Below are 26,263 nucleotides of genomic sequence, written 5' to 3'. Positions count from 1 at the left end.
TATTTACTTACCTTCCCGCTTTTCTTCTGCCAGTTGCGCAATCCGTTTCGCCATTCCACGGAAGATAAACAGGTGTGCCGGGATCATCAGCAGCCAGTAGAACAGGCCCGGCATCCCGTGCGGGTGCCACCACGCCCGAACGTCCAGTTCACGGTGGTCGCCGTGGTCCTTAAGGGTGAAGCAGAGCCGCCCCAGCCCCGGCGCCTTCATGCCAAACAGCAGCGCCAGCTGTTTCTCTGGCTCAACGATGATCACCTTCCAGCTGTCGACCGTATCGCCCACGTTCAGATACGGGGCGGCAGGGCGGCCTTTTGCCAGCCGGTGACCCACCAGCAGATCCAGCGCCCCGCGCGTCTGCCAGAGGATATTGCCGAAGAAATAGCGCTCTTTGCCGCCGATCTGGTTCACCACGTCCCACAGCGCGCTAAGGCTGGCCGAGGTTTTTACCGTACAGCCCGCCTGTTTCGGGTAATAGCCGTACTCGGGTCGCCAGCGGGCAAAGGCCTGCGCGTCGTAGCCCCAGTCGCTGGAGTTCACCAGCTTCTCTTCTTCTTTCAGCGTATTGCGCACCGCGTCGTCAAAGCGGATCAGTTCCTGCGGGATCAAGGCCCGCAGCGCGCGATCGTCCGCCAGCAGATCGTGCTTCAGTCCCTGGATCAGCGCCTTCGCGGTTGTCGGAGGAACAGAGGTAATGACGTTTAAAAACCACACCGAGATCCAGCGGGTCGGGAAGGGGATGGGCACCAGCCAGCGTTTGCGGCCGCTCACCCGCATAAAATGTTCGAACTGCTCCTGATAGCTCAGCACCTCCGGGCCTGCCGCCTCCAGCACGCGGTGTTGCTCCGCCGGGTGATCCAGCAACGCCACCAGATAGTGGAGCAAATTCTCCAGCGCAATGGGCGTGGTGCGCGAGCGTACCCAGCGCGGCGGGGTCAGCACCGGCAGGTTATAGACCATATCGCGCATTACCTCGAACGCGGCGGAACCCGCGCCGACGATGATCCCGGCCCGCAGCTCGGTAACGGGAATATTCGCGCCGCGCAGCGTGTCCGCCGTCAGCTGGCGGGCGCGCAGGTGATCGGATTGCTCGTTCTCAGGGGCCTGGAGCGAGCTTAAAAAAATCACCTGCTTCACCGGCGTTTGCAGCAGCGCGTCGCGGACGTTCATCGCCACCTGACGCTCGTGGGCGATAAAATCCCCGCCTTCGCCCATGCTGTGCACCAGGTAGTAAAGCGTGTCCACCCCTTCCAGCAGCGCGGGAAGCATCTTCGGCCAGCTAAGGTCAAGGTGGTGACAGGTTACACCGGGCAAATGGCGCTTTTGCAGGCGCTCAGTGTTGCGTGCCGCTGCCAGCACCTGATGTCCCTGCTGGCTTAACGCAGTGGTCAGATGCTGACCGATATACCCGCTGGCACCGAGCACCAGAATACGTTGCGGCACGGTATGCTCCTTAACGCTGTAAAAACGCCTGCCAGTGTTTCACCACGTCAGTTAACTGTTCGCGGTTAACGTCCAGATGCATCACCAGACGCACGACCGGCGAGGCGTTGATCAGCACGCCGCGCGCTTTCATAAATTCGCCCAGCGCAGCGTGTTCATCGCCGACGCGGACAAACAGCATGTTGGTGTCGTGACGCATCACGTCAGCGCCGATATCCCGCAGCTGTGCCGCCATCCACGCAGCATTGTCGTGATCGTCCTTCAGGCGCGCCACATTATTTTTCAGCGCGTACAGTCCGGCAGCCGCCAGGATCCCCGCCTGACGCATCCCGCCGCCGGTCATTTTGCGCCAGCGGTTGGCGCGCTTGATGTAGTCTGCGCCGCCGACCAGCAGCGAACCCACCGGCGTACCCAGCCCTTTTGAGAGGCAAATGGTGAAGGTGTCGCAATATTGGGTGATGTCCTTCAGCTCGCAGCCATACTCCACCACGGCGTTAAAGATGCGCGCGCCGTCCACGTGCAGGCCGAGGTTGCGCTCGCGAGTGAATTCCCACGCTGCTTTCAGGTATTCGCGCGGCAGGACCTTGCCGTTGTGGGTATTTTCCAGACTGAGCAGCTTAGTGCGGGCGAAGTGAATATCGTCGGCTTTGATTTTCGCCGCGACCTTATCCAGCGGCAGCGAGCCGTCCGGCGCGGCATCGATCGGCTGCGGCTGGATGCTGCCGAGCACCGCCGCGCCGCCGGCTTCGTACAGGTAATTATGCGCGCCCTGGCCGACAATATACTCTTCCCCGCGCTCGCAGTGGCTGAGCAGCGCCACCAGGTTGGCCTGGGTGCCGGTGGGCAGGAACAGGGCGGCCTCTTTGCCGCTAAGTTCGGCGGCATAGCGTTGCAGTTCGTTGACCGTCGGGTCATCGCCGTAGACGTCGTCCCCGACTGGGGCGGCCATCATCTCTTCGAGCATGGCGCGACCCGGGCGGGTAACGGTATCACTACGTAAATCAATCATTTCACATCCCTTTACTTTAAGAGGTCATGTGAAATGTTTTACCTGAGCCAGTTGGTTTTTGCCAGTTCGATCACCTCGTCACCGCGCCCGCTGATGATGGCGCGCAGCATGTAGAGGCTGAAACCTTTGGCCTGTTCCAGCTTGATTTGCGGCGGGATCGCCAGCTCTTCTTTGGCCACCACCACATCCACCAGCACCGGGCCGTCGATGGAGAAGGCGCGTTGCAGGGCATCGTCCACCTCTGAGGCTTTCTCCACCCGAATGCCGGTGATGCCGCAGGCTTCGGCAATGCGGGCGAAATTGGTGTCGTGTAGCTCGGTACCGTCCGTGAGGTAGCCTCCGGCCTTCATCTCCATCGCCACGAAGCCCAGCACGCTGTTGTTAAAGACCACGATTTTCAGCGGAAGCTTCATCTGCGCCACCGACAGGAAATCCCCCATCAGCATGCTGAAGCCGCCGTCGCCGCACATCGCTACCACCTGACGTTCAGGTGCCGTCGCTTTTGCGCCCAGCGCCTGCGGCATGGCGTTCGCCATCGAGCCGTGGTTGAACGAGCCAAGCAGGCGACGCTTACCGTTCATCTTCAGGTAGCGTGCGGCCCAGACGGTGGGTGTACCCACGTCGCAGGTGAAAATGGCATCGTCGTCGGCGAAGTGACTGATCTGCTGCGCCAGATACTGCGGGTGAATGGCTTTCTCGCTCGGTTTGGCGAGGTCGTCCAGCCCCTTGCGCGCATCGCGATAATCGCTCAGGGCTTTATCGAGGAATTTGCGGTCCGTTTTCTCTTCCAGCAGCGGCAGCAGGGCGGCGAGGGTAGATTTAATATCGCCGATAAGCGCCATATCCACCTTGCTGTGCGCGCCGATACTGCCAGGGTTGATGTCGATCTGAATAATTTTGGCGTCCGTCGGGTAGAACGCGCGGTACGGGAACTGGGTGCCGAGCAGGATCAGCGTGTCGGCGTTCATCATGGTATGGAAGCCGCTGGAAAAACCGATCAGCCCGGTCATGCCGACGTCGTACGGGTTATCGTACTCAACGTGCTCTTTCCCGCGCAGGGCATGGACGATTGGCGCCTTCAGCTTAGCGGCAAATTCCACCAGCTCATTATGCGCACCGGCACAGCCGCTGCCGCACATCAGCGCGATATTGCTGGAGTATCGCAGCAGCTGCGCCAGCTTTTTCAGCTCTTCTTCAGCGGGGGTGACGGTCGGCTGCGGCGCCGAGTACCAGTGGGTGGTGGCGGTTTCAGGTGCGGCCTTCAGCGCCACGTCGCCCGGCAGGACGACCACAGAAACCCCACGATTCAGGACCGCCTTACGCATGGCTATCGCCAGCACCTGCGGGATCTGCTCCGGCGAGGAGACCAGCTCGCAGTAGTGGCTGCATTCACGGAACAGCTCCTGGGGATGCGTCTCCTGAAAATAGCCGCTGCCGATTTCGGATGATGGAATGTGTGCGGCAATCGCCAGCACCGGCACATGGTTGCGGTGACAGTCGAAAAGACCGTTGATAAGGTGAAGGTTACCTGGCCCGCAGGAGCCGGCACAGACGGCGAGTTCGCCCGTGAGCTGCGCTTCGGCTCCCGCGGCAAAGGCGGCGACCTCTTCATGGCGGGTGGGCATCCATTCAATGGTCTTCATCTTGTTAAGGCTGTCGCTGAGTCCGTTCAGCGAATCGCCGGTGACGCCCCAGATACGCTTTACGCCAGCCTGCTCAAGGGTTTTCGCTATGTATGCAGCCACGGTTTGTTTCATGGTTGTCCTTCTCCTTTATGTGATATCGCTTACAAGCTTAGAAGAAAGTGACTGTATTGCCTGTGCAACAACCTGCATTTAACGATGGCTTTCACTGCAATGGGGGGGCATGTGGCGAACCCGGCAAACTCTTGTTACGACTTGCCTTACAGGCGGCAGGCACAACGTAGGCCGGGTAAACGCAGTGCCACCCGGCAAAAAAGCCCGGTGGCGCTAACGCTTACCGGGCCTACAAGGGTTGCAGAGACAAATGAGCGGGTCGTCGCTACCACCCGGCAAAAAAGCCCGGTGGCGCTGACGCTTACCGGGCCTACAAGGGTTACAGAGACAAATGAGCTGGACCGGCTAAAAGCCCGGTGGCGCTAACGGTTACCGTTTATGCGAGCACCAAATCCCCCTGCGGGTGACACGAACACGCCAGCACGTAACCCTCTGCAATTTCCGCGTCGGTCAGCGTCATGGTGCTGGTGACGGTGTACTCACCGGAAACCACTTTAGTCTTGCAGCATCCGCACACCCCAGCGCGGCAGGCTGCCGCTACCGGCACGTTGTTGCTTTCCAGCGCTTCAAGCAGCGTGGTGCCCACGCGGCCAAAGAAGGTCTGCGCCGGTTGCAGCTTCGTGAACTTCATCCCGCTGGTCGCCGCTTCCGCCACGGGCGTGAAGAACTGCTCTTTGAAGAAGCGGGTCACGCCCAGCGCTTTCACTTCTTTCTCCACACTCTCCATGTACGGCGCCGGGCCGCAGGTCATCACGGTACGGTTCGCAATGTCCGGCACGCTTTGCAGCAATTCGCGGCTCAGGCGGCCCGCAATAAACCCGTGCGTGGCATTGTTCTCCGCAACCAGCGTCACCGGATAGTTGCGCCATTCTTCGGCAAAAATCACATCTTCCGGGGAGCGCACGCTGAAGATCGCCTGCACGTCGGCCTGCGGACGGTATTTCGCCAGCCAGCGACGCATCGACATAATCGGCGTCACGCCACAGCCCGCCGCCAGCAGCAGGAATTTATCTTCCATCTTATCGTCACAGGTGAACTCGCCCTGCGCGTCAGACAGCCAGAGATAATCCCCGCGCTTCACGTCACGGGTCAGCCACTGGGAGCCTGCACCGTCATCAATGCGGCGGACGGTGAGCGTAATGTATTCGCTCACGCCCGGCGTTGAGGAGATCGTGTAGGCGCGCAGGGTGTCCGCCGAATTGCGCACGCTGACCAGCGCATACTGACCCGCGCGGTACGGATAGTAGTCATGGCACAGCAGCGACAGCGTCCACACATCCGGCGTCTCCTGATGGATGTGATGTACCTGCATCCGCCACGGACATTGTGAGGTTGGCATGGTCATGAATTACTCCTTACGCGCTCAGCAGCTGTTTCATATCATCTTCAACATTGGTCACGGAACGCAGACCAAATTTCTCGTTCAGGATGGCCAGCAGGTCCGGCGTCAGGAAGCCTGGCGCGGTCGGCCCGGTGACGATGTTGGTCACGCCGAGAGAAAGCAGGGTCAGCAGGATGACGATCGCTTTCTGCTCGAACCAGGAGAGCACCAGCGACAGCGGCAGATCGTTCACGCCGCAGCCGAGTTTTTCCGCCAGCGTGACCGCCAGAATGATGGCCGAGTAAGCATCGTTACACTGGCCAGCATCCACCAGGCGCGGCAGGCCTTCAATGTTGCCGAAGTCCAGCTTGTTGAAGCGGTACTTACCGCAGGCCAGGGTCAGGATCAGGCAGTCATCCGGCACGCGGGTGGCGAAATCGGTGAAGTAGTTACGTTCGCCGCGCGCGCCGTCACAGCCGCCGATCAGGAAAATGTGGCGCAGTTTTTCACGGCTGACGAGGTCAATCAGAGAATCTGCCGCCCCCAGCAGCGTTTCGCGGCCAAAGCCGACGGTGATCAGATGTTCGATTTCACTGTACGGGAAGCCCGCCATCTGCTGCGCCTGGGCGATAACCGGACCGAAATCATCCCCTTCAAGGTGGCTCACGCCCGGCCAGCCGGCGATGCTGCGGGTCCAGATGCGGTCATCATACGCGCCCACGGTAGGGTCGATGATGCAGTTAGAGGTCATCACGATAGGGCCAGGGAAGCGGGCGAACTCCACCTGCTGATTCTGCCAGCCGCTGCCGTAGTTACCCACCAGATGACTGAACTTGCGCAGTTCCGGGTAGCCGTGGGCGGGCAGCATTTCGCCGTGGGTATAGACGTTAACCCCGGTGCCTTCGGTCTGCTTCAGCAGGTTGTAGAGATCTTTCAGGTCGTGGCCGGAGATCAGGATGCATTTGCCTTCGGTCGCTTTGACGTTGACCTGCGTCGGGGTTGGGTGGCCGTAGGTGCTGGTTTCACCGGCATCCAGAATGCTCATGACCTTGAAGTTCATCTGGCCGATTTCCATTGCGCATTCGAGCAGAGCGTTCATGTCGGAAGGCCAGGTGCCGAGCCACGCCATGATTTTGTGGTACTGGGCGTAGATATCGTTGTCGTACTGACCGAGCACGTGCGCGTGTTCCATATAGGCCGCTGCACCTTTCAGGCCGTACAGGCACAGCAGACGCAGGCCGAGGATGTTCTCGCCAATCGCCGCTTTGTCCTTATTGGGGGTAAATTCTGCTGCCTGGCGCTGTAGCTCGCCCAGGTCGTCGCTCACCAGCTGAAGCTCCGCCATTGGGTTGTCCACGTGGGCACTGACATCGGCATTCAGGCACTGCGCTTTCAGAGCTTCACGCAGGGCAATCGCTTCACGGGCATAGCCCACAATACGTGGAGAATCGAAGTTAACGTTGGTCAGCGTGGAGAAAAATGCGCGCGGCGCAAAGCTGTCGACATAGTGATCGACAATGCCATATTCACGGGCCTTGAAGGCCCAGGCGGACAAGCCTTGTAGCGCTGCAATCAGCAGATCCTGAAGATCGGACGTTTCTGCGGTTTTACCGCACATACCCTGCGCGTAAGAGCAGCCGTTGCCTGCCGGGGTACGGATGGTTTGTTCACATTGCACACAAAACATAATCACACCTGTTAAAGTTATATTTGAGATACATGTTTAAGGTTATGCCTGTGGCACAACGGAGAAAAGTGCTTTCTTGTACTAAATGGAGGGTTATTGATTTAGCGCAATTTTGGCGGCAGGGTCACTACCGCCAAAGCAGTATCAGGCTGAGAAAAACGCCATCAGAATGGGCACCAGCAGGCTCAGAATAAAGCCGTGTACGATGGCGGCAGGGACCATTTCCAGCCCCCCCGAGCGCTGTAGCACCGGCAGGGTAAAGTCCATCGAGGTGGCGCCACACAGGCCCAGCGCGGTAGAGCGGCTGCGGCGTACCAGACCGGGGATCAGCATGATGGCTATCAGCTCGCGCGCCAGATCGTTAAAGAAGGCGGCGCTGCCAATCACCGGGCCAAACGATTCGGTCAGCAAAATACCGGAGAGAGAATACCAGCCAAAACCGGATGCCATTGCCAGGCTGGTTTTCAGCGGCAGGTCGAGAATAAAGGCGTTAATCACGCCCCCCGCCATTGAGCTGACCACAACGATAACGGCAACAATCATTCCCCGGCGGTTAAGGACAATCTGTTTCAGCGTCATGCCGTTATTGCGCAGCTGAATACCGATCAGGAACAGCAGGAAAATCAGCGTATATTCGCTGGCTTCCGTTGCGTGTTGTAAAAATGCCCATCCGGTCAGCCCCAGTAAAAAACCGAGCACCACAACGCCGCACAGCTTTAATGATTCCAGCGCCATCGCAATTCGGGAGGGAAGCTTTTCCTGATGGTGGTGATTTTTCCAGGGAATAGTGCGTTCCAGCCACAGTAGCGCGGCAATATTGCACAGCAAAATAACCACGACCGTGACCGCAGAATAATGCAGGATGGAAAGTAAATTTGTCGCCAGATTATCCAGGAAGGCCAGGCTGATCCCCATAAAGAAAAGAATGACGTAAACAATCCAGCTGAGAAAACGATTAATGAGCTTTAAGGCCGATTCATGACGCAGCGGAATAAGGTAGCCCACAATCAGGGGCAGAAGAATGATGAGGAGTCCTGAGAACATGAACAGCCGGTCCTTTTGAGTTTTCGTTAAGCGCCAGAGACACTACCCAATAAAGGCTGTACAGTAAAGCGGCAAAAGAAAGCCGGGTGGCGGCTGCGCCTTACCCGGCCTACAAAGTGCACACTCACGTAGGTCGGGTAAGCGTTAGCGCCACCCGACATTACAGGCCGCACTTAATTAATCGCGTTTTTCCAGCAGGGTGCGGTACAGCACGCCGCCCAGAATACCGCCGACGATCGGCATCACCCAGAACAGCCACAGCTGCTCAAGCGCCCAGCCGCCCTGGAAAATGGCGACGGCGGTGCTGCGCGCCGGGTTTACGGAGGTGTTGGTCACCGGAATGGAGATCAGGTGGATCAGCGTCAGCGCCAGGCCAATCGCGATAGGGGCGAAGCCGGCAGGCGCATGTTTGTCCGTCGCGCCGTGGATCACCAGCAGGAAACCGGCGGTGAGGACAATTTCAATCATGATGGCAGACAGCATTGAGTAGCCGCCCGGAGAATGTTCGCCGAAACCGTTCGAGGCAAAACCGCTGGCCGCTGCGTCAAAGCCCGCTTTACCGCTGGCAATTACGTACAGTACCGCCGCGGCAATAATACCGCCAATAACCTGAGCAATAATATAGCCAATAATGTCTTTCGCCGGGAAACGTCCGCCCGCCCATAAGCCTAACGTAACGGCCGGGTTGAAATGTCCCCCGGAAATATGCCCCACGGCGAAGGCCATGGTTAATACCGTTAAACCGAATGCCAGCGCAACGCCGACAAATCCAATACCTAATTCCGGAAATGCGGCTGCCAGTACTGCGCTACCGCAACCACCCAATACCAGCCAGAATGTACCAAAACATTCTGCCGCTAATTTTCTGAACATAACCACCTCAAAAATAAACCTCCGCACGCAGCTTTGCGCGCGGTTTATATCGTCATAAAGGGATGACGACGCAAAGAGCCAGTATTTTGAAACCATCAACTTTCCTCCGCCACTCAAATAAATTCACTAAATTTGATTTAAGGCAATGTGATGTCATTCCTTGTTCAGAACGGAGGGAACCGCGCATGGCCCAATGATTAATCGGGCATATATTCTGCTGTCGTGACACATAGCCTGCCGCTATACTGCTGATAACGTGAAGGAAAAAGTGGCCGAAATGCGGGGGATGTATGCTACTCGAACGTGTGGAGATTGTCGGGTTCCGCGGGATTAACCGCCTGTCACTACAGCTGGAACAGAACAACGTCCTGATAGGCGAGAATGCCTGGGGTAAATCCAGCCTGCTGGATGCCCTGACGCTGCTGCTTTCGCCCGAAGAGAACTTGTACCACTTCGTTCATGACGACTTCTGGTTTCCGCCGGGGGATGTCAACGGACGAGAAAAACATCTGCATATCATACTGACCTTCCGCGAATCCGAGCCCGGTCGCCATCGCGTGCGTCGTTTTCGTCCGATGTCCCCCTGCTGGGTACCCTGTGAAGACGGTTTCCACCGTATTTTCTATCGCCTTGAGGGCGAAATGGCGCAAAACGACGGGGTACTCACCCTGCGTGAATTTCTTGATGAGAAGGGAAATCCGATCCCGCTCGAACAGATTGACGATCTTGCCCGCCATCTGATCCGCCTGTCTCCCGTGCTGCGCTTACGTGACGCGCGCTTTATGCGGCGGATCCGTAACGGCACCGTGCCGAATATGCCAGAGGTGGAGGTGACCGCCCGCGAGCTGGATTTTCTCGCCCGGGAACTGGTTTCGCGGCCGCAGAACCTCACCGACGGCCAGATCCGTCAGGGTCTTTCTGCCATGGTGCAATTACTGGAGCACTACTTTTCCGAGCAGGGAACGGGCCAGGCACGCCACCGCCTGATGCGCCGCCGCTCGCACGATGAGCAACGAAGCTGGCGCTATCTCGATATCATCAACCGCATGATCGACCGCCCCGGCGGACGCACGCATCGGGTGATCCTGCTGGGACTCTTCTCCACGCTTTTACAGGCGAAAGGGACGGTGCGCCTGGATCGGGACGCGCGCCCGCTGCTGCTGGTGGAAGATCCGGAAACGCGTCTGCACCCGATTATGCTTTCCGTGGCGTGGCATCTTCTGAATCTGCTGCCGTTGCAGCGTGTCACCACCACGAATTCCGGCGAGCTGCTCTCCCTGACGCCGGTAGAGTACGTCTGCCGCCTGGTGCGTGAATCGTCGCGCGTTACCGCCTACCGGCTCGGGCCCGGCGGGTTAAATGCTGAAGATGGCCGTCGAATTGCGTTTCATATCCGTTTTAACCGCGCCTCTTCCCTGTTTGCCCGCTGCTGGCTGCTGGTGGAAGGGGAAACCGAAACCTGGGTGATAAACGAGCTGGCTCGCCAGTGCGGACACCACTTTGATGCTGAGGGGATCAAGGTGATTGAATTTGCCCAGTCCGGCTTAAAGCCGCTGATCAAATTTGCACGCCGGATGGGGATCGAGTGGCATGTTCTGGTAGACGGCGATGAGGCGGGGAAAAAATACGCGGCGACCGTGCGCAGCCTGCTCAATAACGATCGTGAAGAGGAGCGGGAGCATCTGACCACGCTGCCCGCGATGGACATGGAGCACTTCATGTACCGCCAGGGATTTGACGACGTTTTTCACCGCGTGGCGATGATCCCGGTAGACGTGCCCATGAATATGCGTCGGGTGATTGCCAAAGCCATCCAGCGGTCGTCGAAGCCGGATTTGGCCATTGAAGTGGCGACGGAAGCGGGCAGGCGGGGCGTGGAGTCGGTGCCGACCCTGCTGCGTAAAATGTTCTCCCGCGTGCTCTGGCTGGCGCGCGGGAGGGCAGATTAGCGGCCGGTCGCCTGCGAAACCTGCTGGATCAGGCTATCAAGCAGGGCATAGCGGCGGCGGTATTCGGCCCGTTTTTTACTCGCAATCTCTTCCATCGGTTTACGGGGCATGGTTAAAGGCAGAGCAAAGTGGCCATTCTCCTGCTGCTGTCCGCCAAGAGAGCGCCAGAAGCTGTCGTAGTCAGCCAGCAATTTTCCCTCTTTTTTCTTGCGATAGCGCCAGCTGCGGTAGATGTGGGTGGCGTTGCTCACCGCGAGGATCTGCTCGACCGGGAAAGCGTCTGCCAGCGTCATGACTGCTTCAACCAGCAGACGTTTTGGGAACAGCCCGTGGCAGGCTTTTGTCGCAAGCTGAATGTGCTCGTGCGGGACATGCGCTTTCGCCCCCTGCATTCCGCCGATAAATAGCGTTGTCTTGCCTTCATATTTGCACAGCGTAAAGGTCAGTTCGGCCAGCACCGTGTTCTGGTGGTCGCAAAACGTAAGGGTCGCTTCCCCTTCTTTATCCAGAAACGCATCCGCGCTCAGGCGAATGCTAAACTGCTGCTCCTCTTTGCCCGTTAACGTCACCAGCGTGATGCCCTGGCTGGAGAGGTAGCCGTTCAGCAGCGACGCAGGAAGATGGCGGTTCATCATCTGATAGTGCTCGTTCAGCGCCTCCAGCGTATGCTGACGGTCCATGTTGACGGTCAGCCACGGTCGGTGCAGGCGGCACGGCAGGCCGGGCTGCACGCGCAGGAGCTGCATCAGACGGGGCTGTTTCGCAAGGTTCGCGAGCAGGCGCGCAGTGGTCAGAGGCGTTGCCAGCGAGCGCAACATAAACTTACGTCGATAGGCCGGATTTTGCCACGCCAGCCCCGGCGTGAGGGAACCCGATGCCAGGCTTTTGAACAGTTGCCAGCCTGATTTAGGCTGGGGCAGCGTTGAATAGGGTGTATCGACGATGGAAGACATGTTAGATCCTGCTTCTGGTGGAATGTCGCTATTTCAGCAGGCGCTTTATCAACATCGGGTAAACAATTCCCGACGATTACGGGGATCGGGGGTTTCGTTGAGGAGTGGTTTAGATAAAATCAACGTTGATGGTAGCCAGAACAACTATTTGGAATATTTATGAACCTGAAGGGAAAACGCAGAAAGCTGTTTCTGCTGCTGGCGGTAGTGGTGCTGGCGGGCGGATTCTGGTTATGGAAGGTGCTGAACGCGCCGGTGCCACAGTATCAAACGCTGATTGTCCGTCCGGGCGAGCTGCAACAGAACGTGCTGGCGACGGGGAAACTGGATGCTCTGCGTAAAGTTGACGTGGGCGCGCAGGTCAGCGGCCAGCTTAAAACTCTGTCAGTTGAGATTGGCGATAAGGTTAAAAAAGGCCAACTGCTGGGGGTGATCGATCCTGAGCAGGCGCAAAACCAGATCCGCGAAGTGGAAGCGACGCTGATGGAGCTGCGCGCGCAGCGTGCTCAGGCTCAGGCAGAGCGTAATCTTGCCCAGGTCACCCTGACGCGCCAGCAGGCGCTGGCGAAAACGCAGGCCATCTCGAAGCAGGATCTGGACACTGCCGCCACGGAGCTGGCGGTGAAGCAGGCGCAGATTGGCACCATCGACGCGCAGATTAAGCGGAATCAGGCCTCGCTGGATACGGCGAAAACCAACCTTGATTACACGCAAATCGTTGCGCCTATGGCCGGGGAAGTGACGCAGATCACCACCCTGCAAGGCCAGACGGTTATCGCCGCGCAACAGGCGCCGAACATCCTGACCCTTGCAGACATGAGCACCATGCTGGTGAAAGCTCAGGTGTCCGAAGCGGACGTCATTCACCTTAAGCCGGGGCAGAAAGCCTGGTTTACGGTGCTGGGCGATCCACAAACCCGCTATGAGGGCGTGCTGAAAGATATCCTGCCGACGCCGGAAAAGGTAAACGACGCCATCTTCTACTACGCGCGTTTCGAGGTGCCAAACCCGCAGGGCGTGCTGCGTCTGGACATGACCGCCCAGGTGCATATTCAGCTGACCGGCGTGAAAAACGTGCTGACGGTTCCGCTCTCCGCGCTGGGCGAATCCGCCGGGGATAATCGCTACAAGGTGAAAGTGCTGCGCAACGGCGAAACCCGCGAGCGGGAAGTGGTGATTGGCGCGCGTAACGATACCGACGTGGTGGTGGTGAAAGGGCTGGAAGCGGGTGAGGAAGTGGTTACCAGCGAAAGCCTGCCCGGAGCCGCGCAATGACGGCGCTGCTTGAGCTGAATGACATTCGCCGTAGCTACCCGTCCGGCGACGGGCCGGTGGAGGTGCTGAAGGGCATCTCCCTGCGCGTCGAAGCCGGAGAAATGGTGGCGATTGTCGGGGCGTCAGGCTCGGGTAAATCAACGCTGATGAACATCCTCGGCTGTCTGGATAAACCCACCGGCGGCACCTATCGCGTGGCCGGCACGGACGTGTCCACCCTGGATGGCGACGCGCTGGCGAAGCTGCGCCGCGAGCATTTTGGCTTTATCTTCCAGCGCTACCATCTGCTTTCACACCTGAGCGCGGCGCAGAACGTGGAAGTGCCGGCGGTGTATGCGGGCGTGGAGCGGAAAAAGCGCCTTGAGCGCGCAAAGGCGCTGTTAACGCGTCTTGGGCTGGCGGAGCGGGTGGATTATCAGCCCTCGCAGCTTTCCGGCGGTCAGCAGCAGCGCGTGAGCATTGCCCGCGCGCTGATGAACGGCGGACAGGTGATCCTCGCCGATGAGCCAACCGGGGCGCTCGACAGCCATTCCGGTGAAGAGGTGATGGCGATCCTCCACCAGCTTCGCGATCAGGGGCATACGGTGATTATCGTCACCCACGATCCGCAGGTGGCGGCACAGGCCGAACGGATCATTGAGATCCGCGACGGGGAGCTTGTTAGCAACCCTCCGCCGCGTCAGTCCAGAGCGGCCGCGCCGAAGGAAGCCTTGCCCGCGTCTGGCGGCTGGGGACAGTTCTCCAGCGGCTTTCGCGAGGCGCTGACCATGGCCTGGCTGGCGATGGCAGCCAACAAAATGCGCACGCTGCTGACCATGCTCGGCATCATCATCGGTATTGCCTCGGTGGTGTCGATTGTGGTGGTGGGCGATGCGGCGAAGCAGCTGGTGCTGGCGGATATTCGCGCCATCGGGACCAACACCATCGACGTCTATCCCGGCAAAGATTTTGGCGACGACGAGCCGCAGTATCAGCAGGCGCTGAAGTATGACGATCTGGCGGCGATTCAGAAGCAGCCGTGGGTCAATTCCGCCACGCCTGCCGTCTCGCAAAATCTGCGTCTGCGCTACGGCAACATTGACGTGGCGGCCAGCGCTAACGGCGTCAGCGGAGATTACTTCAACGTCTACGGCATGACCTTCAGCGAAGGGGCGACCTTTAACGCCGAACAGCTGGCGGGCAGGGCGCAGGTGGTGGTGCTGGATGCCAACTCGCGCAGGCAGCTTTTCCCCAATAAAACGAACGTAGTGGGCGAGGTGATCCTCGTCGGCAACATGCCTGCCACGGTGATTGGCGTGGCGGAGGAGAAGCAGTCGATGTTTGGCAGCAGCAAGATCCTGCGCGTCTGGCTGCCGTACAGCACCATTTCCGGGCGCATTATGGGGCAGTCCTGGCTCAACTCCATCACCGTACGGGTGAAGGAGGGCTACGACAGCGCGCTGGCGGAACAGCAGCTGGAGCGGCTGTTAACCCTGCGCCACGGGAAGAAGGATTTCTTCACCTGGAACATGGACGGCCTCTTGAAAACGGCGGAAAAGACCACACGTACTCTTCAGCTGTTCCTGACGCTGGTGGCGGTGATTTCGCTGGTCGTCGGCGGGATCGGGGTGATGAACATTATGCTGGTGTCGGTGACGGAGCGTACGCGGGAGATTGGCATCCGCATGGCGGTCGGGGCCAGAGCCAGCGACGTGCTTCAGCAGTTTTTGATTGAAGCGGTGCTGGTCTGCCTGGTGGGCGGTGCGATGGGAATTGCGCTCTCGATGATGATCGCCTTTGCGCTCCAGCTCTTCTTACCGGGCTGGGAGATTGGCTTCTCGCCGATGGCGATCCTGACGGCGTTTTTATGTTCCACCTTCACCGGTATTCTGTTCGGCTGGTTGCCGGCGCGAAACGCGGCGCGGCTTGATCCGGTGGATGCGCTGGCGCGAGAATAACCCGAAAATAAAAATGCCAGCCGATCGGGCTGGCATTTTGCCTGCGGGGTGTACACAATGAATCAGAGAGCTATGCAACCGTTTCTGCTTCAACGGGCACGATAAGACTGGCGTGATTGCCTTTTGGCCCCTGGTGTACATCGAACCGGACGGACTGCCCGGCTTTGAGCGTCCTGTAACCATCCATCTGAATGGTGGAATAGTGAGCGAAGATATCCTCGCCGCCGCCTTCGGGGCAGATGAAGCCAAACCCCTTGGCGTTGTTGAACCACTTAACAGTACCCATTTCCATGCTTCGACATCCTTCGTAAATCTTATAAATTAAGATGGAATGAACCGGTGGTGGAGTGGGGGCTGTTCAAAACCTCGCCAACTCACGCTTGTACAATTTAGAGAATCGGAAGACGCCGTCAAGCGTTTGGCGCTGGAGTTGGGACAATAATCAACCAAAATTTGAGGCAGTTAACGCTATTGCAACAGTTTGTGACAGACATCGCGGATGACAGTAATAGATGATTGTTATCTAACATCTGAGGTAGATTCAAAGTGGTTATGCATCATGGGTAAGACCAACGACTGGCTGGATTTTGACCAGCTGGCGGAAGATAAAGTGCGCGACGCGCTAAAACCGCCATCTATGTATAAAGTTATGTTAATGAACGATGATTACACGCCAATGGAATTTGTTATTGACGTGCTACAAAAGTTCTTTTCTTATGATGTTGAACGTGCAACGCAACTGATGCTTACCGTTCATTATCGTGGGAAAGCGATCTGCGGCATCTTCACTGCCGAAGTCGCGGAAACCAAAGTAGCGATGGTGAACGACTATGCAAGGGAGAACGAGCATCCGTTGCTGTGTACGCTGGAAAAGGCCTGATAAGGCATAAAATTGGGGGAGGTGCCTATGCTCAATCAAGAACTGGAACTCAGTTTAAACATGGCTTTCGCCAGAGCGCGTGAGCACCGACATGAGTTTATGACCGTCGAGCACCTGCTGCTCGCATTGCTTAGCAACCCATCTGCCCGCGAAGCGCTGGAAGCCTGCTCCGTGGATCTGGTGGCGCTACGTCAGGAACTCGAAGCCTTCATCGAACAAACCACACCGGTGCTGCCCGCCAGTGAAGAAGAGCGCGACACGCAGCCGACGCTCAGCTTCCAGCGCGTATTGCAGCGCGCGGTTTTCCACGTCCAGTCTTCCGGACGTAGCGAAGTGACTGGCGCAAATGTCTTGGTCGCCATCTTCAGCGAACAGGAGTCCCAGGCGGCCTACCTGCTGCGCAAACACGAAGTCAGCCGGCTCGACGTGGTCAACTTCATCTCTCACGGAACGCGAAAAGACGAGCCTAACCAGGCGTCGGATCCCAGCGGGCAGATCAACAACAGTGAAGAGCAAGCAGGCGGGGAGGATCGTATGGAAAACTTCACCACCAACCTTAACCAGCTTGCTCGCGTCGGCGGTATCGACCCGCTGATTGGCCGCGACAAAGAGCTGGAGCGTGCCATCCAGGTGCTGTGCCGTCGCCGTAAGAACAACCCGCTGCTGGTGGGGGAATCTGGCGTGGGTAAAACCGCGATTGCCGAAGGGCTGGCCTGGCGCATTGTGCAGGGCGACGTGCCGGAAGTGATCGCTGACTGCACCATCTACTCGCTGGACATCGGTTCGCTGCTGGCGGGCACTAAATACCGCGGTGATTTTGAAAAACGTTTCAAAGCGCTGTTAAAACAGCTGGAGCAGGATACCAACAGCATCCTGTTTATCGATGAGATCCACACCATTATCGGCGCAGGCGCAGCCTCCGGTGGACAGGTGGATGCCGCCAACCTGATCAAACCGCTGCTCTCCAGCGGCAAGATCCGCGTGATGGGCTCCACGACGTACCAGGAGTTCAGCAACATTTTCGAGAAAGACCGTGCGCTGGCGCGTCGTTTCCAGAAAATCGACGTCACCGAGCCGTCGGTTGACGAAACGGTGCAGATCATCAACGGCCTGAAAACGAAGTACGAAGCGCACCACGACGTGCGTTACACCGCGAAAGCGGTGCGTGCGGCGGTGGAGCTGGCGGTGAAATACATCAACGATCGTCATCTGCCGGATAAAGCGATCGACGTGATTGATGAAGCGGGTGCGCGTGCGCGCCTGATGCCGGCCAGCAAACGTAAGAAAACCGTGAACGTGGCGGATATCGAGTCCGTGGTCGCCCGCATCGCGCGTATTCCTGAGAAGAGCGTTTCTCAGAGCGATCGCGATACGCTGCGCACGCTCGGCAATCGCCTGAAAATGCTGGTCTTTGGTCAGGATAAAGCCATTGAGGCCTTAACCGAAGCGATCAAGATGGCCCGTGCTGGCCTGGGGCATGACCACAAGCCTGTTGGTTCCTTCCTGTTCGCCGGCCCGACCGGCGTGGGGAAAACCGAGGTGACGGTTCAGCTCTCTAAGGCGCTGGGCATCGAGCTGCTGCGCTTTGACATGTCCGAGTATATGGAGCGTCACACCGTCAGCCGTTTGATTGGTGCCCCTCCGGGATACGTGGGCTTTGATCAGGGTGGCCTGCTCACCGACGCGGTGATCAAGCATCCGCACGCGGTACTGCTGCTCGATGAAATCGAGAAAGCGCACCCGGACGTGTTCAACATCCTGTTGCAGGTGATGGACAACGGAACGCTGACCGATAACAACGGGCGCAAGGCGGACTTCCGCAACGTGGTGCTGGTGATGACCACCAACGCCGGGGTGCGTGAAACCGAGCGCAAATCCATCGGCCTGATCCACCAGGATAACAGCACCGATGCGATGGAGGAGATCAAGAAGATCTTCACGCCGGAGTTCCGTAACCGACTGGACAACATTATCTGGTTCGATCACCTGTCTACCGAGGTGATCCATCAGGTGGTGGACAAGTTCATCGTCGAGTTGCAGGTTCAGCTGGATCAGAAAGGCGTGTCGCTGGAAGTGAGCCAGGAGGCCCGCAACTGGCTGGCTGAGAAAGGCTACGACCGTGCGATGGGTGCCCGTCCGATGGCGCGCGTGATTCAGGACAACCTGAAGAAACCGCTGGCGAACGAGCTGCTGTTTGGCTCGCTTGTGGACGGCGGCCAGGTGACCGTAGCGCTGGATCAGGCGAAGAACGAGCTGACGTACGATTTCCAGAGCGCGGCGAAGCACAAGCCGGAAGCGGCTCACTGATTTCTAACGTAGGTCTAAAAACCGGGCAATAGCCCGGTTTTTTTATGCCTGCCTTTCTCCCTCTCCCTGTGGGAGAGGGCTGGGGTGAGGGCATCAGGCCGCAGCGATTTTGCGAGGCGCTTTCCAGTTTCGTTCGAAGTTGGTTGCTGGATAAATCCACAGTAATAAAATGGCGGCGCACCTGCAAAATCAGGTGCCGGGATTGGCGTCCTGATTACACACGAGAAATGATGTTGATACGTTCAACTATCATCAGGTTCGTTCACACTTTTGAAAGCTAGCGATATAATCCGCAGACTCAATTATGGTGGGCTGAACCGGGGCTTCTTTTGAAGCGCCGATTTTCCCGTGTGGGTCGGTACGCCAAACCGGTTCAGTCTGCCACCTGAGTTGGCGTTCGGGTGGAGATCTCATCATTTCACACGGAGTCATAATCAAATGGAAAATAACAATCTTTCTCAGCTCTATAGCGAACTCTCACTCAACCCCGATCTCCCAACTCTTGCCGAACGCTGCAACCTGCTCACTGAAATCCTGCTCGACTGTCATTCGCTCCCACAAACGCAGCCCGTTTGCCGCTGTCTCGGAGCTTATCTGGAAGTAGTTAAAACCGGACTCGCAGAATCCATGCGTGATTTTCAGGTGGTGGAACTTGAGGACGAAGCGGAACAACCGCGACAAAAAGAGTGGCTACTGGAAGATACCGAAACGAAGTGCGACTACTGCCGGGCGTTAAACCACGTGCTGCTGGTGTCGCATTTTGACCGCGATATGTTGCCGCACCTGACGGGATTACTCCATGACATGGCTCATTCTATGGCGGGGGATTTAATCGCTCCTGTACAACCATGGATGACAATACATCTGCCGACACAGCCACACTAAGACCCTAAATAAAAAAGGCCGGGATTATCCCGACCTTTTAAATATTCATCTGCCATTACAGGCGAAAACAATTAGCGACTACGGAAGACAATGCGGCCTTTGCTCAGGTCGTACGGGGTCAGTTCAACAGTCACTTTGTCGCCCGTCAAAATGCGGATATAGTTTTTGCGCATTTTACCGGAGATGTGCGCAGTTACCACGTGACCGTTTTCCAGTTCTACGCGAAACATGGTATTAGGCAACGTATCAAGTACGGTACCCTGCATTTCAATATTGTCTTCTTTGGCCATCTAATCCTCTGGGGTATCACTACCAAGTTTTGAACCGGCAAGATAATGCCGAAATTCATCAATTAAGTAAAGAATTGCGCGTTTAAAACGCAGCAAAACAATTTCAGCGTATTGCCCAAGCGTCACGGTACAACCGAACGGAAAGCGCATTCGTAAAGGGGAGACGACAGGATAAACGTCAGGACGTTATCTGAAGCGGGGGTCCCAAACGGCGGCGGGGCAACAGGCAGAAGCTACTCTGCGGCGTAATTATAACACCCTCATAAAAAATATGCGGAAAACATTTAGGCATTGGGCATAAAGAGCGTTCTGGGTACCCAAAAATCGCGCGGAAGGGTCTCCTGTCGGCACTGTTCAAGGTGTTCGATATAGCGTCGGCGGGAAATTTCCACGGCGCCCAGCGAGGCGGTGTGCTCATTCAGCACCTGGCAATCCATCAGCTGTCCGCCACGTTGGGCAAATTCCTCGCTAAACACCAGCAGCGCGGTTTTCGACGCATTGGTAGCGCGGGAGAACATCGACTCGCCGCAGAACAGCGTGCCCTGCGCCACGCCGTACATTCCGCCAACGAGCTCATCCTCTTTCCATACTTCGATGGAGTACGCGTAGCCCAGCTCATGAAGCTGGTGGTAGGCGATAATGATGTCGCGGGTTATCCAGGTGCCTTCGTGACGATCTTCAGCGCAGCCTTCAATGACCTGCCCGAAGGCGTGGTTGAGCGTAACGCGATAGGGCGATTTTGCGTGAAAACGCTTCATGCTGCGGCTCAGGTGAAACTGCCCAGGCCATAGCACGGCTCGCGGGTCGGGAGACCACCATAAAATCGGGTCGCCGGGGGAAAACCACGGGAAGATGCCGCGCTGGTAAGCCATCAGGAGACGCGCCGGGCTGAGATCGCCGCCCAGAGCCAGCAATCCGTTAGGTTCACGCAGCGCCCCCTCCGGAGAAGGGAACGCAATATTATGGCGAGAAAGCTGCACCAGGCGCATGACAACAGAACTCCAGTACGCGAGAGAGGACGCTACAAATATAGTCTACAGGCGCTGTTTAAACTGGTAGTAGCGACCCTGTTTTGCCAGCAGCTCTGCGTGATTACCTTGCTCAATTATGTGTCCGTTGTCCATCACAATTATCCGATCGAAATTCACCAGCCCGCGCAGGCGGTGAGTGACCATCAGCACGGTTTTGCCTTTCATCACATTTGTGAGTAAATCAAGAATTTGACTCTCTGTTGTCGCATCCAGACCTTCTGTTGGTTCATCCAGCAGCATCAGCGGCGCATCGTGCAGCAGGGCGCGCGCGATGGCCAGACGACGCAGTTCGCCGCCGGAAAGCTGTCGACCCCCTTCACCCAGCCAGCTGTTTAACCCGTCGTCCTCAAGCAGCTTGTGCAGCCCAACCTGTTCCAGCATCGCCCGCAGCGTATCGTCGGAGGCGTCTGGTGCCGCCAGAAGAAGATTATCGCGCAGCGTAGCGCTGAACAGATGCACCCGCTGAGGCACGACGCTGACCGTTTTACGCAAGGCCGCTTCGCTAAAACGAGGAAGCGGAATGTCGTTAAGCCGAATCTCGCCCTGCTGCGGATCCCACGCGCGCGTGAGAAGTTGCAGAAGCGTCGATTTGCCACATCCCGTACGGCCAAGGATCGCAATGCGCTGCCCGGCATCAACAGACAGGCTGATGTCTTCCAGCGCGTTTTGCGCCTGCTTGTCGTAGGCGAAGGTGACGTTGCTGAGCGTCAGCGCGACCTGCTCCGGCACGGCGGTTTGACCGGCGCTAAACTTCACTTCCGGCTCCTGCTCGGCAATGTCCGTAATGCGCAGCGCAGAGGCGATGACCTGGCCGAGATGCTGAAACGCGCCCGTGACCGGGGCCAAGGCTTCGAAGGCAGCCAGGGCACAGAAAACAAACAGCGCAATGAGCGGACCGGGCTGCGCGTTACCGCCCACGCCACCGGAGGCCATCCAGAGCATGGCGATGACGGCAATCCCACCAATTAACATCATCAGCGCTTGGGAAAACGCGGTCAGCTCAGACTGGCGACGCTGGGCTTCATGCCAGTTAAGTTCCGTATTTTCCATACGGGCGCGGTAGCGTTTGCTGGCGCCAAAAATGGTGAGCTCGGCCTGTCCCTGCAACCAGGAGGTGAGCTGCTGGCGGTATTCTCCACGCAGACGCGTCAGGTTTTCCCCGGTGGTTTTACCTGCACGATAAAACAGGGGGGGCAGAATAATCAACGTCATCAGCATGATGCCGCCGAGCGTCAGCGCGATAGGAACATCAAGGAAACTCAACCCCAGCGTGACCACGACAATCACCACAAACGCGCCCACCATGGGCGAAATGACGCGGAGATAGAGGTGATCCAGCGTATCTACATCCGCAACCACGCGGTTGAGTAATTCGCCCTGACGAAAACGTGCCAGTCCGGCAGGGGAGAGGGGCAGCAGCTTGCTGAACGTATAAATGCGCAGGTGTTGCAGCACGCGGAAGGTCGCGTCGTGGCTGACCAGACGCTCGAAGTAGCGCCCGGCAGTTCGCGTAATCGCCGTGCCGCGCACCCCGGCGGCTGGCAGCATATAGTTAAAGCTGTACAGCCCGGCAAAGCCTGCGGCCGCAGACGCGGAGAGGAACCAGCCGGAAAGCGTAAGCAGGCCGATGCTGGCGAGCAGCGTGACGATCGCCAGCACAATCCCGAGCGTCAGCATCCATTTGTGGCGTTTATACAGTGCAAGATAGGGAAGCAGGGCGCGCATCAGATGTCCTCCTGACGATTCGCCAGCAGGTTCGCAAACGGCCCCTGCGCGGCAACAAGCGCGGCGTAATCGCCTTGCTCAACAATGTGTCCGTTTTCCATCACCCAGATCCGATCCCAGTCGGCAATACCTTCCAGCTGGTGGGTCACCATCAGGGTGGTTTGCTGGCGTGAGGCGGCGTTAAGCGCATCCATCACGCGCTGCTCGCTGTGTGCATCCAGGCTGGCCGCGGGTTCGTCCAGCAGCATTAGCGAACAGGGGTTCAGCAGCGCACGGGCAAGCGCGACACGCTGTGCCTGGCCCACCGACAGCCCGGCAGACTGATCGCCAATGACCGTATCGACGCCCTGCGCAAGCAGCGGCAGAAACTCGCTGACCCAGGCGCGGTCGAGGACCGATTGCAGCTCATCGTCACGCGCATCCGGACGTGCCAGCAGCACATTCTCGCGCAGCGTCGGGGCAGGCAGCTGCGGGTTTTGACCCACCCAGCTCAACTGCTTACGCCAGGCATCAGGATCAAGCTCGCGCAGCTCCGTTTTGTTAATACGCAGCGATCCGGTGTAGGCCATAAAGCCTGATAGCGCATTCAGCAATGAGCTTTTACCTGAACCGCTGGTGCCCACCAGCACCACACGTTGCCCGGCGGGCAGGGTAAAGTTCAGCGGACCTGCCAGCACTTTGCCTTCAGGCGACAGAACAGAAAAATCCTGTGCTTCAATGGTCACCGGATCGTTCGTATTCAGCGTCACTTCACCACGCTCAGGATGCGCCAGCGGCGTTTCCATGAAGGTTTTCAGGCTGTCGGCAGCGCCAACCGCCTGCGCTTTAGCATGGTAAAAGGTGCCGAGATCGCGAAGCGGCTGGAAAAATTCCGGGGCGAGGATCAGCGCCAGGAACCCGGCGGAAAGCGTGACCGCCGTACCGTAGTGGCCAAAGTCGAGCGCGCCGAGGTAGGAGAAGCCAAAGTAAACCGCCACCAGCGCAATCGACAGGGAGGTGAAGAACTCGAGCACGCCGGACGAGAGGAAGGCCATGCGCAATACTTCCATGGTGCGCTGACGAAAATCCTGCGACGCCAGGCGAATGTTTTCGGTTTCCGCTTCACCGCGACCAAAGATACGCAGGGTTTCCATGCCGCGCAGACGGTCCAGGAAATGACCGCTTAACCGGCCCAGCGCCAGGAAGTTGCGGCGGTTTGCATCTGCCGCGCCCATGCCGACCATCGCCATAAATAGCGGGATCAGCGGGGCGGTCCCCAGCAGGATCAGCGCTGCCACCCAGTTAACCGGGAAGATGGCGATAACAATCAACAGGGGCACAAATACCGCCAGCGCCATCTGGGGAAGATACCGCGCGTAGTAATCGTGCATATCGTCGATTTGCTCAAGGATCAGCGTCGCCCAGCTGCCGGCTGGCTTACCCTGGATCCACGCAGGCCCGGCTTCCGAAAGCCGATCGAGCACCTTGCGGCGAATCTCATAGCGGATGTGCTGCCCGGCGTGGAACCCAACCCGCTCGCGCAGCCAGACCACCCACGCACGCAGAATGAAAACCAGCACCAGAATGATAAACGGCAACAGCAGTGCTTCGCGCGGAATGTTCTCCATGATCATATGATTGAGAATGCGGGCCAGCAGCCATGCCTGGGCAACAATCAACAGACCGCTGATGAATCCCAAAACGCGGGAAATCATAAGCCAGCGGCGGGATAGAACGCTTTGCTGTTTCAGCCAGCGTGTTAACTCTTGTTGACGGGTTTTTTCCATTGCGTACTTTGCAGGTGACGTTATAAGAAATTAGACCTCTGCATGTTACACGTGAGCAAAAATAAAGGCGACCAATGGCCGCCTTTATTTACGTTTGTTACTGACTTGTAAAGATTATTTACCTTGTTCAGCCAGTCCGTCCAGATAGCGTTCTGCGTCCAGCGCGGCCATACAGCCGGTGCCCGCAGAGGTGATCGCCTGACGATAAATATGGTCCATGACGTCGCCTGCCGCAAAGACGCCCGGAACGCTGGTCTGGGTCGCGTTGCCGTGAATGCCGGACTGCACTTTAATGTAGCCGTTTTCCAGCTCCAGCTGACCTTCGAAGATAGCCGTGTTCGGGCTATGGCCGATGGCCACGAACAGGCCCGCCACCTCCAGCGTTTCGACGGTGTCGGTGTTCTGCGTATCACGAATACGCAGACCCGCCACGCCCATCTGGTCGCCGGTCACTTCTTCCAGCGTACGGTTGGTGTGCAGCACGATGTTGCCGCTCGCCACTTTATCCATCAGGCGTTTGATCAGGATCTTCTCGGCGCGGAAGGTGTCGCGACGGTGGATCAAGTGCACTTCCGAGGCGATGTTCGCCAGGTACAGCGCTTCTTCGACCGCGGTATTACCGCCGCCGATCACCGCAACTTTCTGGTTGCGATAGAAGAAACCGTCGCAGGTTGCGCAGGCTGACACGCCGCGGCCTTTGAACGCTTCTTCAGACGGCAGGCCGAGATAACGGGCAGAGGCGCCGGTGGCAATGATCAGCGCATCGCAGGTGTATTCACCGCTGTCACCCGTCAGGCGGAACGGACGGTTCTGCAAATCCACTTTGTTAATGTGGTCGAACAGGATTTCGGTTTCGAATTTGGCGGCATGCTCGTGCATGCGCTCCATCAGCAGCGGCCCGGTCAGGTCGTTCGGGTCGCCCGGCCAGTTCTCCACTTCCGTGGTGGTGGTCAGCTGACCGCCTTTTTCCATCCCGGTGATCAGTACCGGTTGCAGGTTAGCGCGTGCAGCATAGACCGCTGCGGTATATCCCGCAGGTCCAGAACCAAGGATTAGCAGCTTACTGTGTTTGGTCGTGCCCATGAGATCCCCATTGTTGTTGGCAGGCAATGGGCTGGATTGTAGGGAATTTGTTGCCGTAAAAAAAGAGCACGGCAGTTTTGCTTCCGATATATGCAATAGCCGCGCCCTATGAATCAGATGCGTTCATATCACGTCTGCTACTGAAAATCGCGCGTTTATAAGGCAATAAAATGAGGATTAATACCCCTCCGTAATGAATATCCGGCATCTTGTACTAAAAATCGATGTTTTGCTTTGACAATCCCCTGCGCTTTTGCGAAAACATTCAAGGAAGAAAAAAAGACGCATGAACTGCATGCCGAATAGACATGCACGTAAATGCCATTTTTACCGGGTCAGTGAAATCTACGCATGGTGTGGACAGACGCCATACGTGATGTCTGTGACTGCTTTCGGGCAACGGTCTTCTTACCGCAGAACCCGAATCCACATCGCGTCAAATACATAACCAGGCGATGTGATGAATAACGGGTGCAGGCTCTGAACAGTGATGTGCACAGGGTCCAGGCAGGAGTAGGGAAGGAATACAGAGAGACAATAATAATGGTAGATAGCAAGAAGCGCCCTGGCAAAGATCTCGACCGTATCGATCGTAACATTCTTAATGAATTGCAAAAGGATGGGCGTATTTCCAACGTCGAGCTTTCAAAACGTGTGGGACTTTCCCCGACGCCGTGCCTTGAGCGTGTGCGTCGACTGGAAAGACAGGGTTTTATCCAGGGCTATACGGCTCTGCTGAACCCGCATTATCTGGATGCCTCACTTCTGGTATTTGTTGAGATTACTCTGAATCGTGGTGCACCGGATGTGTTTGAGCAATTTAACGCCGCTGTACAAAAACTTGAAGAAATTCAAGAGTGTCATCTGGTTTCCGGTGATTTCGACTACCTGTTGAAAACCCGTGTGCCCGATATGTCCGCCTACCGTAAGCTGCTGGGTGAAACCCTGCTGCGTCTGCCAGGCGTGAACGACACCCGTACTTATGTGGTGATGGAAGAGGTCAAACAGAGCAATCGTCTGGTTATTAAGACGCGCTAACACGGAACAGGTG

The 26,263-nt window shown here is 57.5% G+C and carries 21 protein-coding genes; 7 read left to right on the top strand and 14 right to left on the bottom strand.

The annotated features are described in order from the left end of the window. Positions 1-3: 3 nt before the first annotated feature. From IM267_RS01710 to aqpZ, 7 genes are all read right to left on the bottom strand, one after another. Complete coding sequence (locus IM267_RS01710) at positions 4-1,440, bottom strand: SDR family oxidoreductase (protein ID WP_193032559.1); 1,437 nt, start codon at positions 1,438-1,440, stop codon at positions 4-6. 10 nt (positions 1,441-1,450) lie between these two features. After that, the gene (ltaE, locus tag IM267_RS01705) at positions 1,451-2,449 is read right to left on the bottom strand and encodes a low-specificity L-threonine aldolase (RefSeq protein WP_193032558.1); all 999 of its coding nucleotides are present in this window, start codon (positions 2,447-2,449) and stop codon (positions 1,451-1,453) included. Positions 2,450-2,487: 38 nt separating this feature from the next. Then, a complete protein-coding gene (poxB, locus tag IM267_RS01700; protein WP_155024272.1) occupies positions 2,488-4,206 on the bottom strand; it encodes a ubiquinone-dependent pyruvate dehydrogenase in 1,719 nt (572 codons plus the stop codon). A 376-nt stretch (positions 4,207-4,582) separates the two neighbouring features. Next, entirely contained in the window at positions 4,583-5,551 is a 969-nt protein-coding gene (hcr, locus tag IM267_RS01695; protein WP_193032557.1) for an NADH oxidoreductase, read from the bottom strand. A gap of 10 nt (positions 5,552-5,561) precedes the next feature. Continuing rightward, positions 5,562-7,214 carry a hydroxylamine reductase gene (hcp, locus tag IM267_RS01690; RefSeq protein WP_193032556.1) on the bottom strand — a complete coding sequence of 551 codons (1,653 nt, stop codon included), beginning with the start codon at positions 7,212-7,214 and terminating at the stop codon, positions 5,562-5,564. Between the two features lie 144 nt (positions 7,215-7,358). Further along, on the bottom strand, positions 7,359-8,258 hold the full coding sequence (locus tag IM267_RS01685) for a lysine exporter LysO family protein (RefSeq protein ID WP_102750849.1): 900 nt from the start codon (positions 8,256-8,258) through the stop codon (positions 7,359-7,361). Between the two features lie 177 nt (positions 8,259-8,435). Beyond that, complete coding sequence (gene aqpZ, locus IM267_RS01680; RefSeq protein WP_193032555.1) at positions 8,436-9,131, bottom strand: aquaporin Z; 696 nt, start codon at positions 9,129-9,131, stop codon at positions 8,436-8,438. 290 nt (positions 9,132-9,421) lie between these two features. On the opposite strand from aqpZ, the gene IM267_RS01675 reads away from it, so the two are divergent. After that, positions 9,422-11,080: an ATP-dependent endonuclease gene (locus IM267_RS01675; RefSeq protein ID WP_107535040.1), complete on the top strand. Its 1,659-nt coding sequence runs from the start codon at positions 9,422-9,424 to the stop codon at positions 11,078-11,080. On the opposite strand, the gene IM267_RS01670 is transcribed toward IM267_RS01675, so the two are convergent. Then, the gene (locus IM267_RS01670) at positions 11,077-12,033 is read right to left on the bottom strand and encodes a VirK/YbjX family protein (RefSeq protein ID WP_193032554.1); all 957 of its coding nucleotides are present in this window, start codon (positions 12,031-12,033) and stop codon (positions 11,077-11,079) included. The two genes, IM267_RS01675 and IM267_RS01670, sit on opposite strands and share 4 nt — an antisense overlap. A gap of 159 nt (positions 12,034-12,192) precedes the next feature. Here IM267_RS01670 and macA point away from each other — a divergent pair, with 159 nt between their 5' ends. Then, positions 12,193-13,308 carry a macrolide transporter subunit MacA gene (gene macA, locus IM267_RS01665; RefSeq protein WP_063449191.1) on the top strand — a complete coding sequence of 372 codons (1,116 nt, stop codon included), beginning with the start codon at positions 12,193-12,195 and terminating at the stop codon, positions 13,306-13,308. Continuing rightward, positions 13,305-15,245: a macrolide ABC transporter ATP-binding protein/permease MacB gene (gene macB / locus IM267_RS01660; protein WP_102750845.1), complete on the top strand. Its 1,941-nt coding sequence runs from the start codon at positions 13,305-13,307 to the stop codon at positions 15,243-15,245. The genes macA and macB overlap by 4 nt, the downstream gene beginning before the upstream one ends. Before the next feature lie 70 nt (positions 15,246-15,315). On the opposite strand, the gene cspD is transcribed toward macB, so the two are convergent. After that, complete coding sequence (gene cspD, locus IM267_RS01655) at positions 15,316-15,537, bottom strand: cold shock-like protein CspD (protein WP_006809408.1); 222 nt, start codon at positions 15,535-15,537, stop codon at positions 15,316-15,318. A 267-nt stretch (positions 15,538-15,804) separates the two neighbouring features. Here cspD and clpS point away from each other — a divergent pair, with 267 nt between their 5' ends. The 3 genes from clpS to IM267_RS01640 all read left to right on the top strand — a co-directional run bounded on the left by clpS (position 15,805) and on the right by IM267_RS01640 (position 19,317). After that, entirely contained in the window at positions 15,805-16,125 is a 321-nt protein-coding gene (clpS, locus tag IM267_RS01650) for an ATP-dependent Clp protease adapter ClpS (protein WP_006174393.1), read from the top strand. A gap of 27 nt (positions 16,126-16,152) precedes the next feature. After that, complete coding sequence (gene clpA / locus IM267_RS01645) at positions 16,153-18,432, top strand: ATP-dependent Clp protease ATP-binding subunit ClpA (protein ID WP_063449189.1); 2,280 nt, start codon at positions 16,153-16,155, stop codon at positions 18,430-18,432. Positions 18,433-18,870: 438 nt separating this feature from the next. Continuing rightward, positions 18,871-19,317 (top strand): hypothetical protein, encoded by a 447-nt coding sequence (locus IM267_RS01640; RefSeq protein WP_193032553.1) that lies wholly within the window; start codon positions 18,871-18,873, stop codon positions 19,315-19,317. 71 nt (positions 19,318-19,388) lie between these two features. Here IM267_RS01640 and infA read toward each other — a convergent pair whose 3' ends face one another. From infA to trxB, 5 genes are all read right to left on the bottom strand, one after another. After that, positions 19,389-19,607: a translation initiation factor IF-1 gene (gene infA, locus IM267_RS01635; protein WP_002211347.1), complete on the bottom strand. Its 219-nt coding sequence runs from the start codon at positions 19,605-19,607 to the stop codon at positions 19,389-19,391. Positions 19,608-19,891: 284 nt separating this feature from the next. After that, positions 19,892-20,596, bottom strand: a complete 705-nt coding sequence (gene aat / locus IM267_RS01630) for a leucyl/phenylalanyl-tRNA--protein transferase (protein WP_193032552.1) — start codon at positions 20,594-20,596, stop codon at positions 19,892-19,894. 45 nt (positions 20,597-20,641) lie between these two features. After that, entirely contained in the window at positions 20,642-22,363 is a 1,722-nt protein-coding gene (cydC, locus tag IM267_RS01625; protein ID WP_193032551.1) for a cysteine/glutathione ABC transporter ATP-binding protein/permease CydC, read from the bottom strand. Further along, positions 22,363-24,129, bottom strand: a complete 1,767-nt coding sequence (gene cydD / locus IM267_RS01620; protein ID WP_193032550.1) for a cysteine/glutathione ABC transporter permease/ATP-binding protein CydD — start codon at positions 24,127-24,129, stop codon at positions 22,363-22,365. The genes cydC and cydD overlap by 1 nt, the downstream gene beginning before the upstream one ends. A 114-nt stretch (positions 24,130-24,243) precedes the next feature. Further along, the gene (trxB, locus tag IM267_RS01615; RefSeq protein WP_063449177.1) at positions 24,244-25,212 is read right to left on the bottom strand and encodes a thioredoxin-disulfide reductase; all 969 of its coding nucleotides are present in this window, start codon (positions 25,210-25,212) and stop codon (positions 24,244-24,246) included. A 543-nt stretch (positions 25,213-25,755) separates the two neighbouring features. Between trxB and lrp the strand changes: the two genes are divergently transcribed. Beyond that, a complete protein-coding gene (gene lrp, locus IM267_RS01610; RefSeq protein ID WP_000228469.1) occupies positions 25,756-26,250 on the top strand; it encodes a leucine-responsive transcriptional regulator Lrp in 495 nt (164 codons plus the stop codon). The last annotated feature ends 13 nt before the right edge of the window (positions 26,251-26,263 follow it).

Origin of the sequence: Enterobacter cloacae complex sp. P15RS (genome assembly GCF_014895905.1) — a bacterium.
GTDB classification, from domain to species: domain Bacteria; phylum Pseudomonadota; class Gammaproteobacteria; order Enterobacterales; family Enterobacteriaceae; genus Enterobacter; species Enterobacter quasihormaechei.
This window is presented reverse-complemented; position numbering and strand designations above follow the sequence as displayed.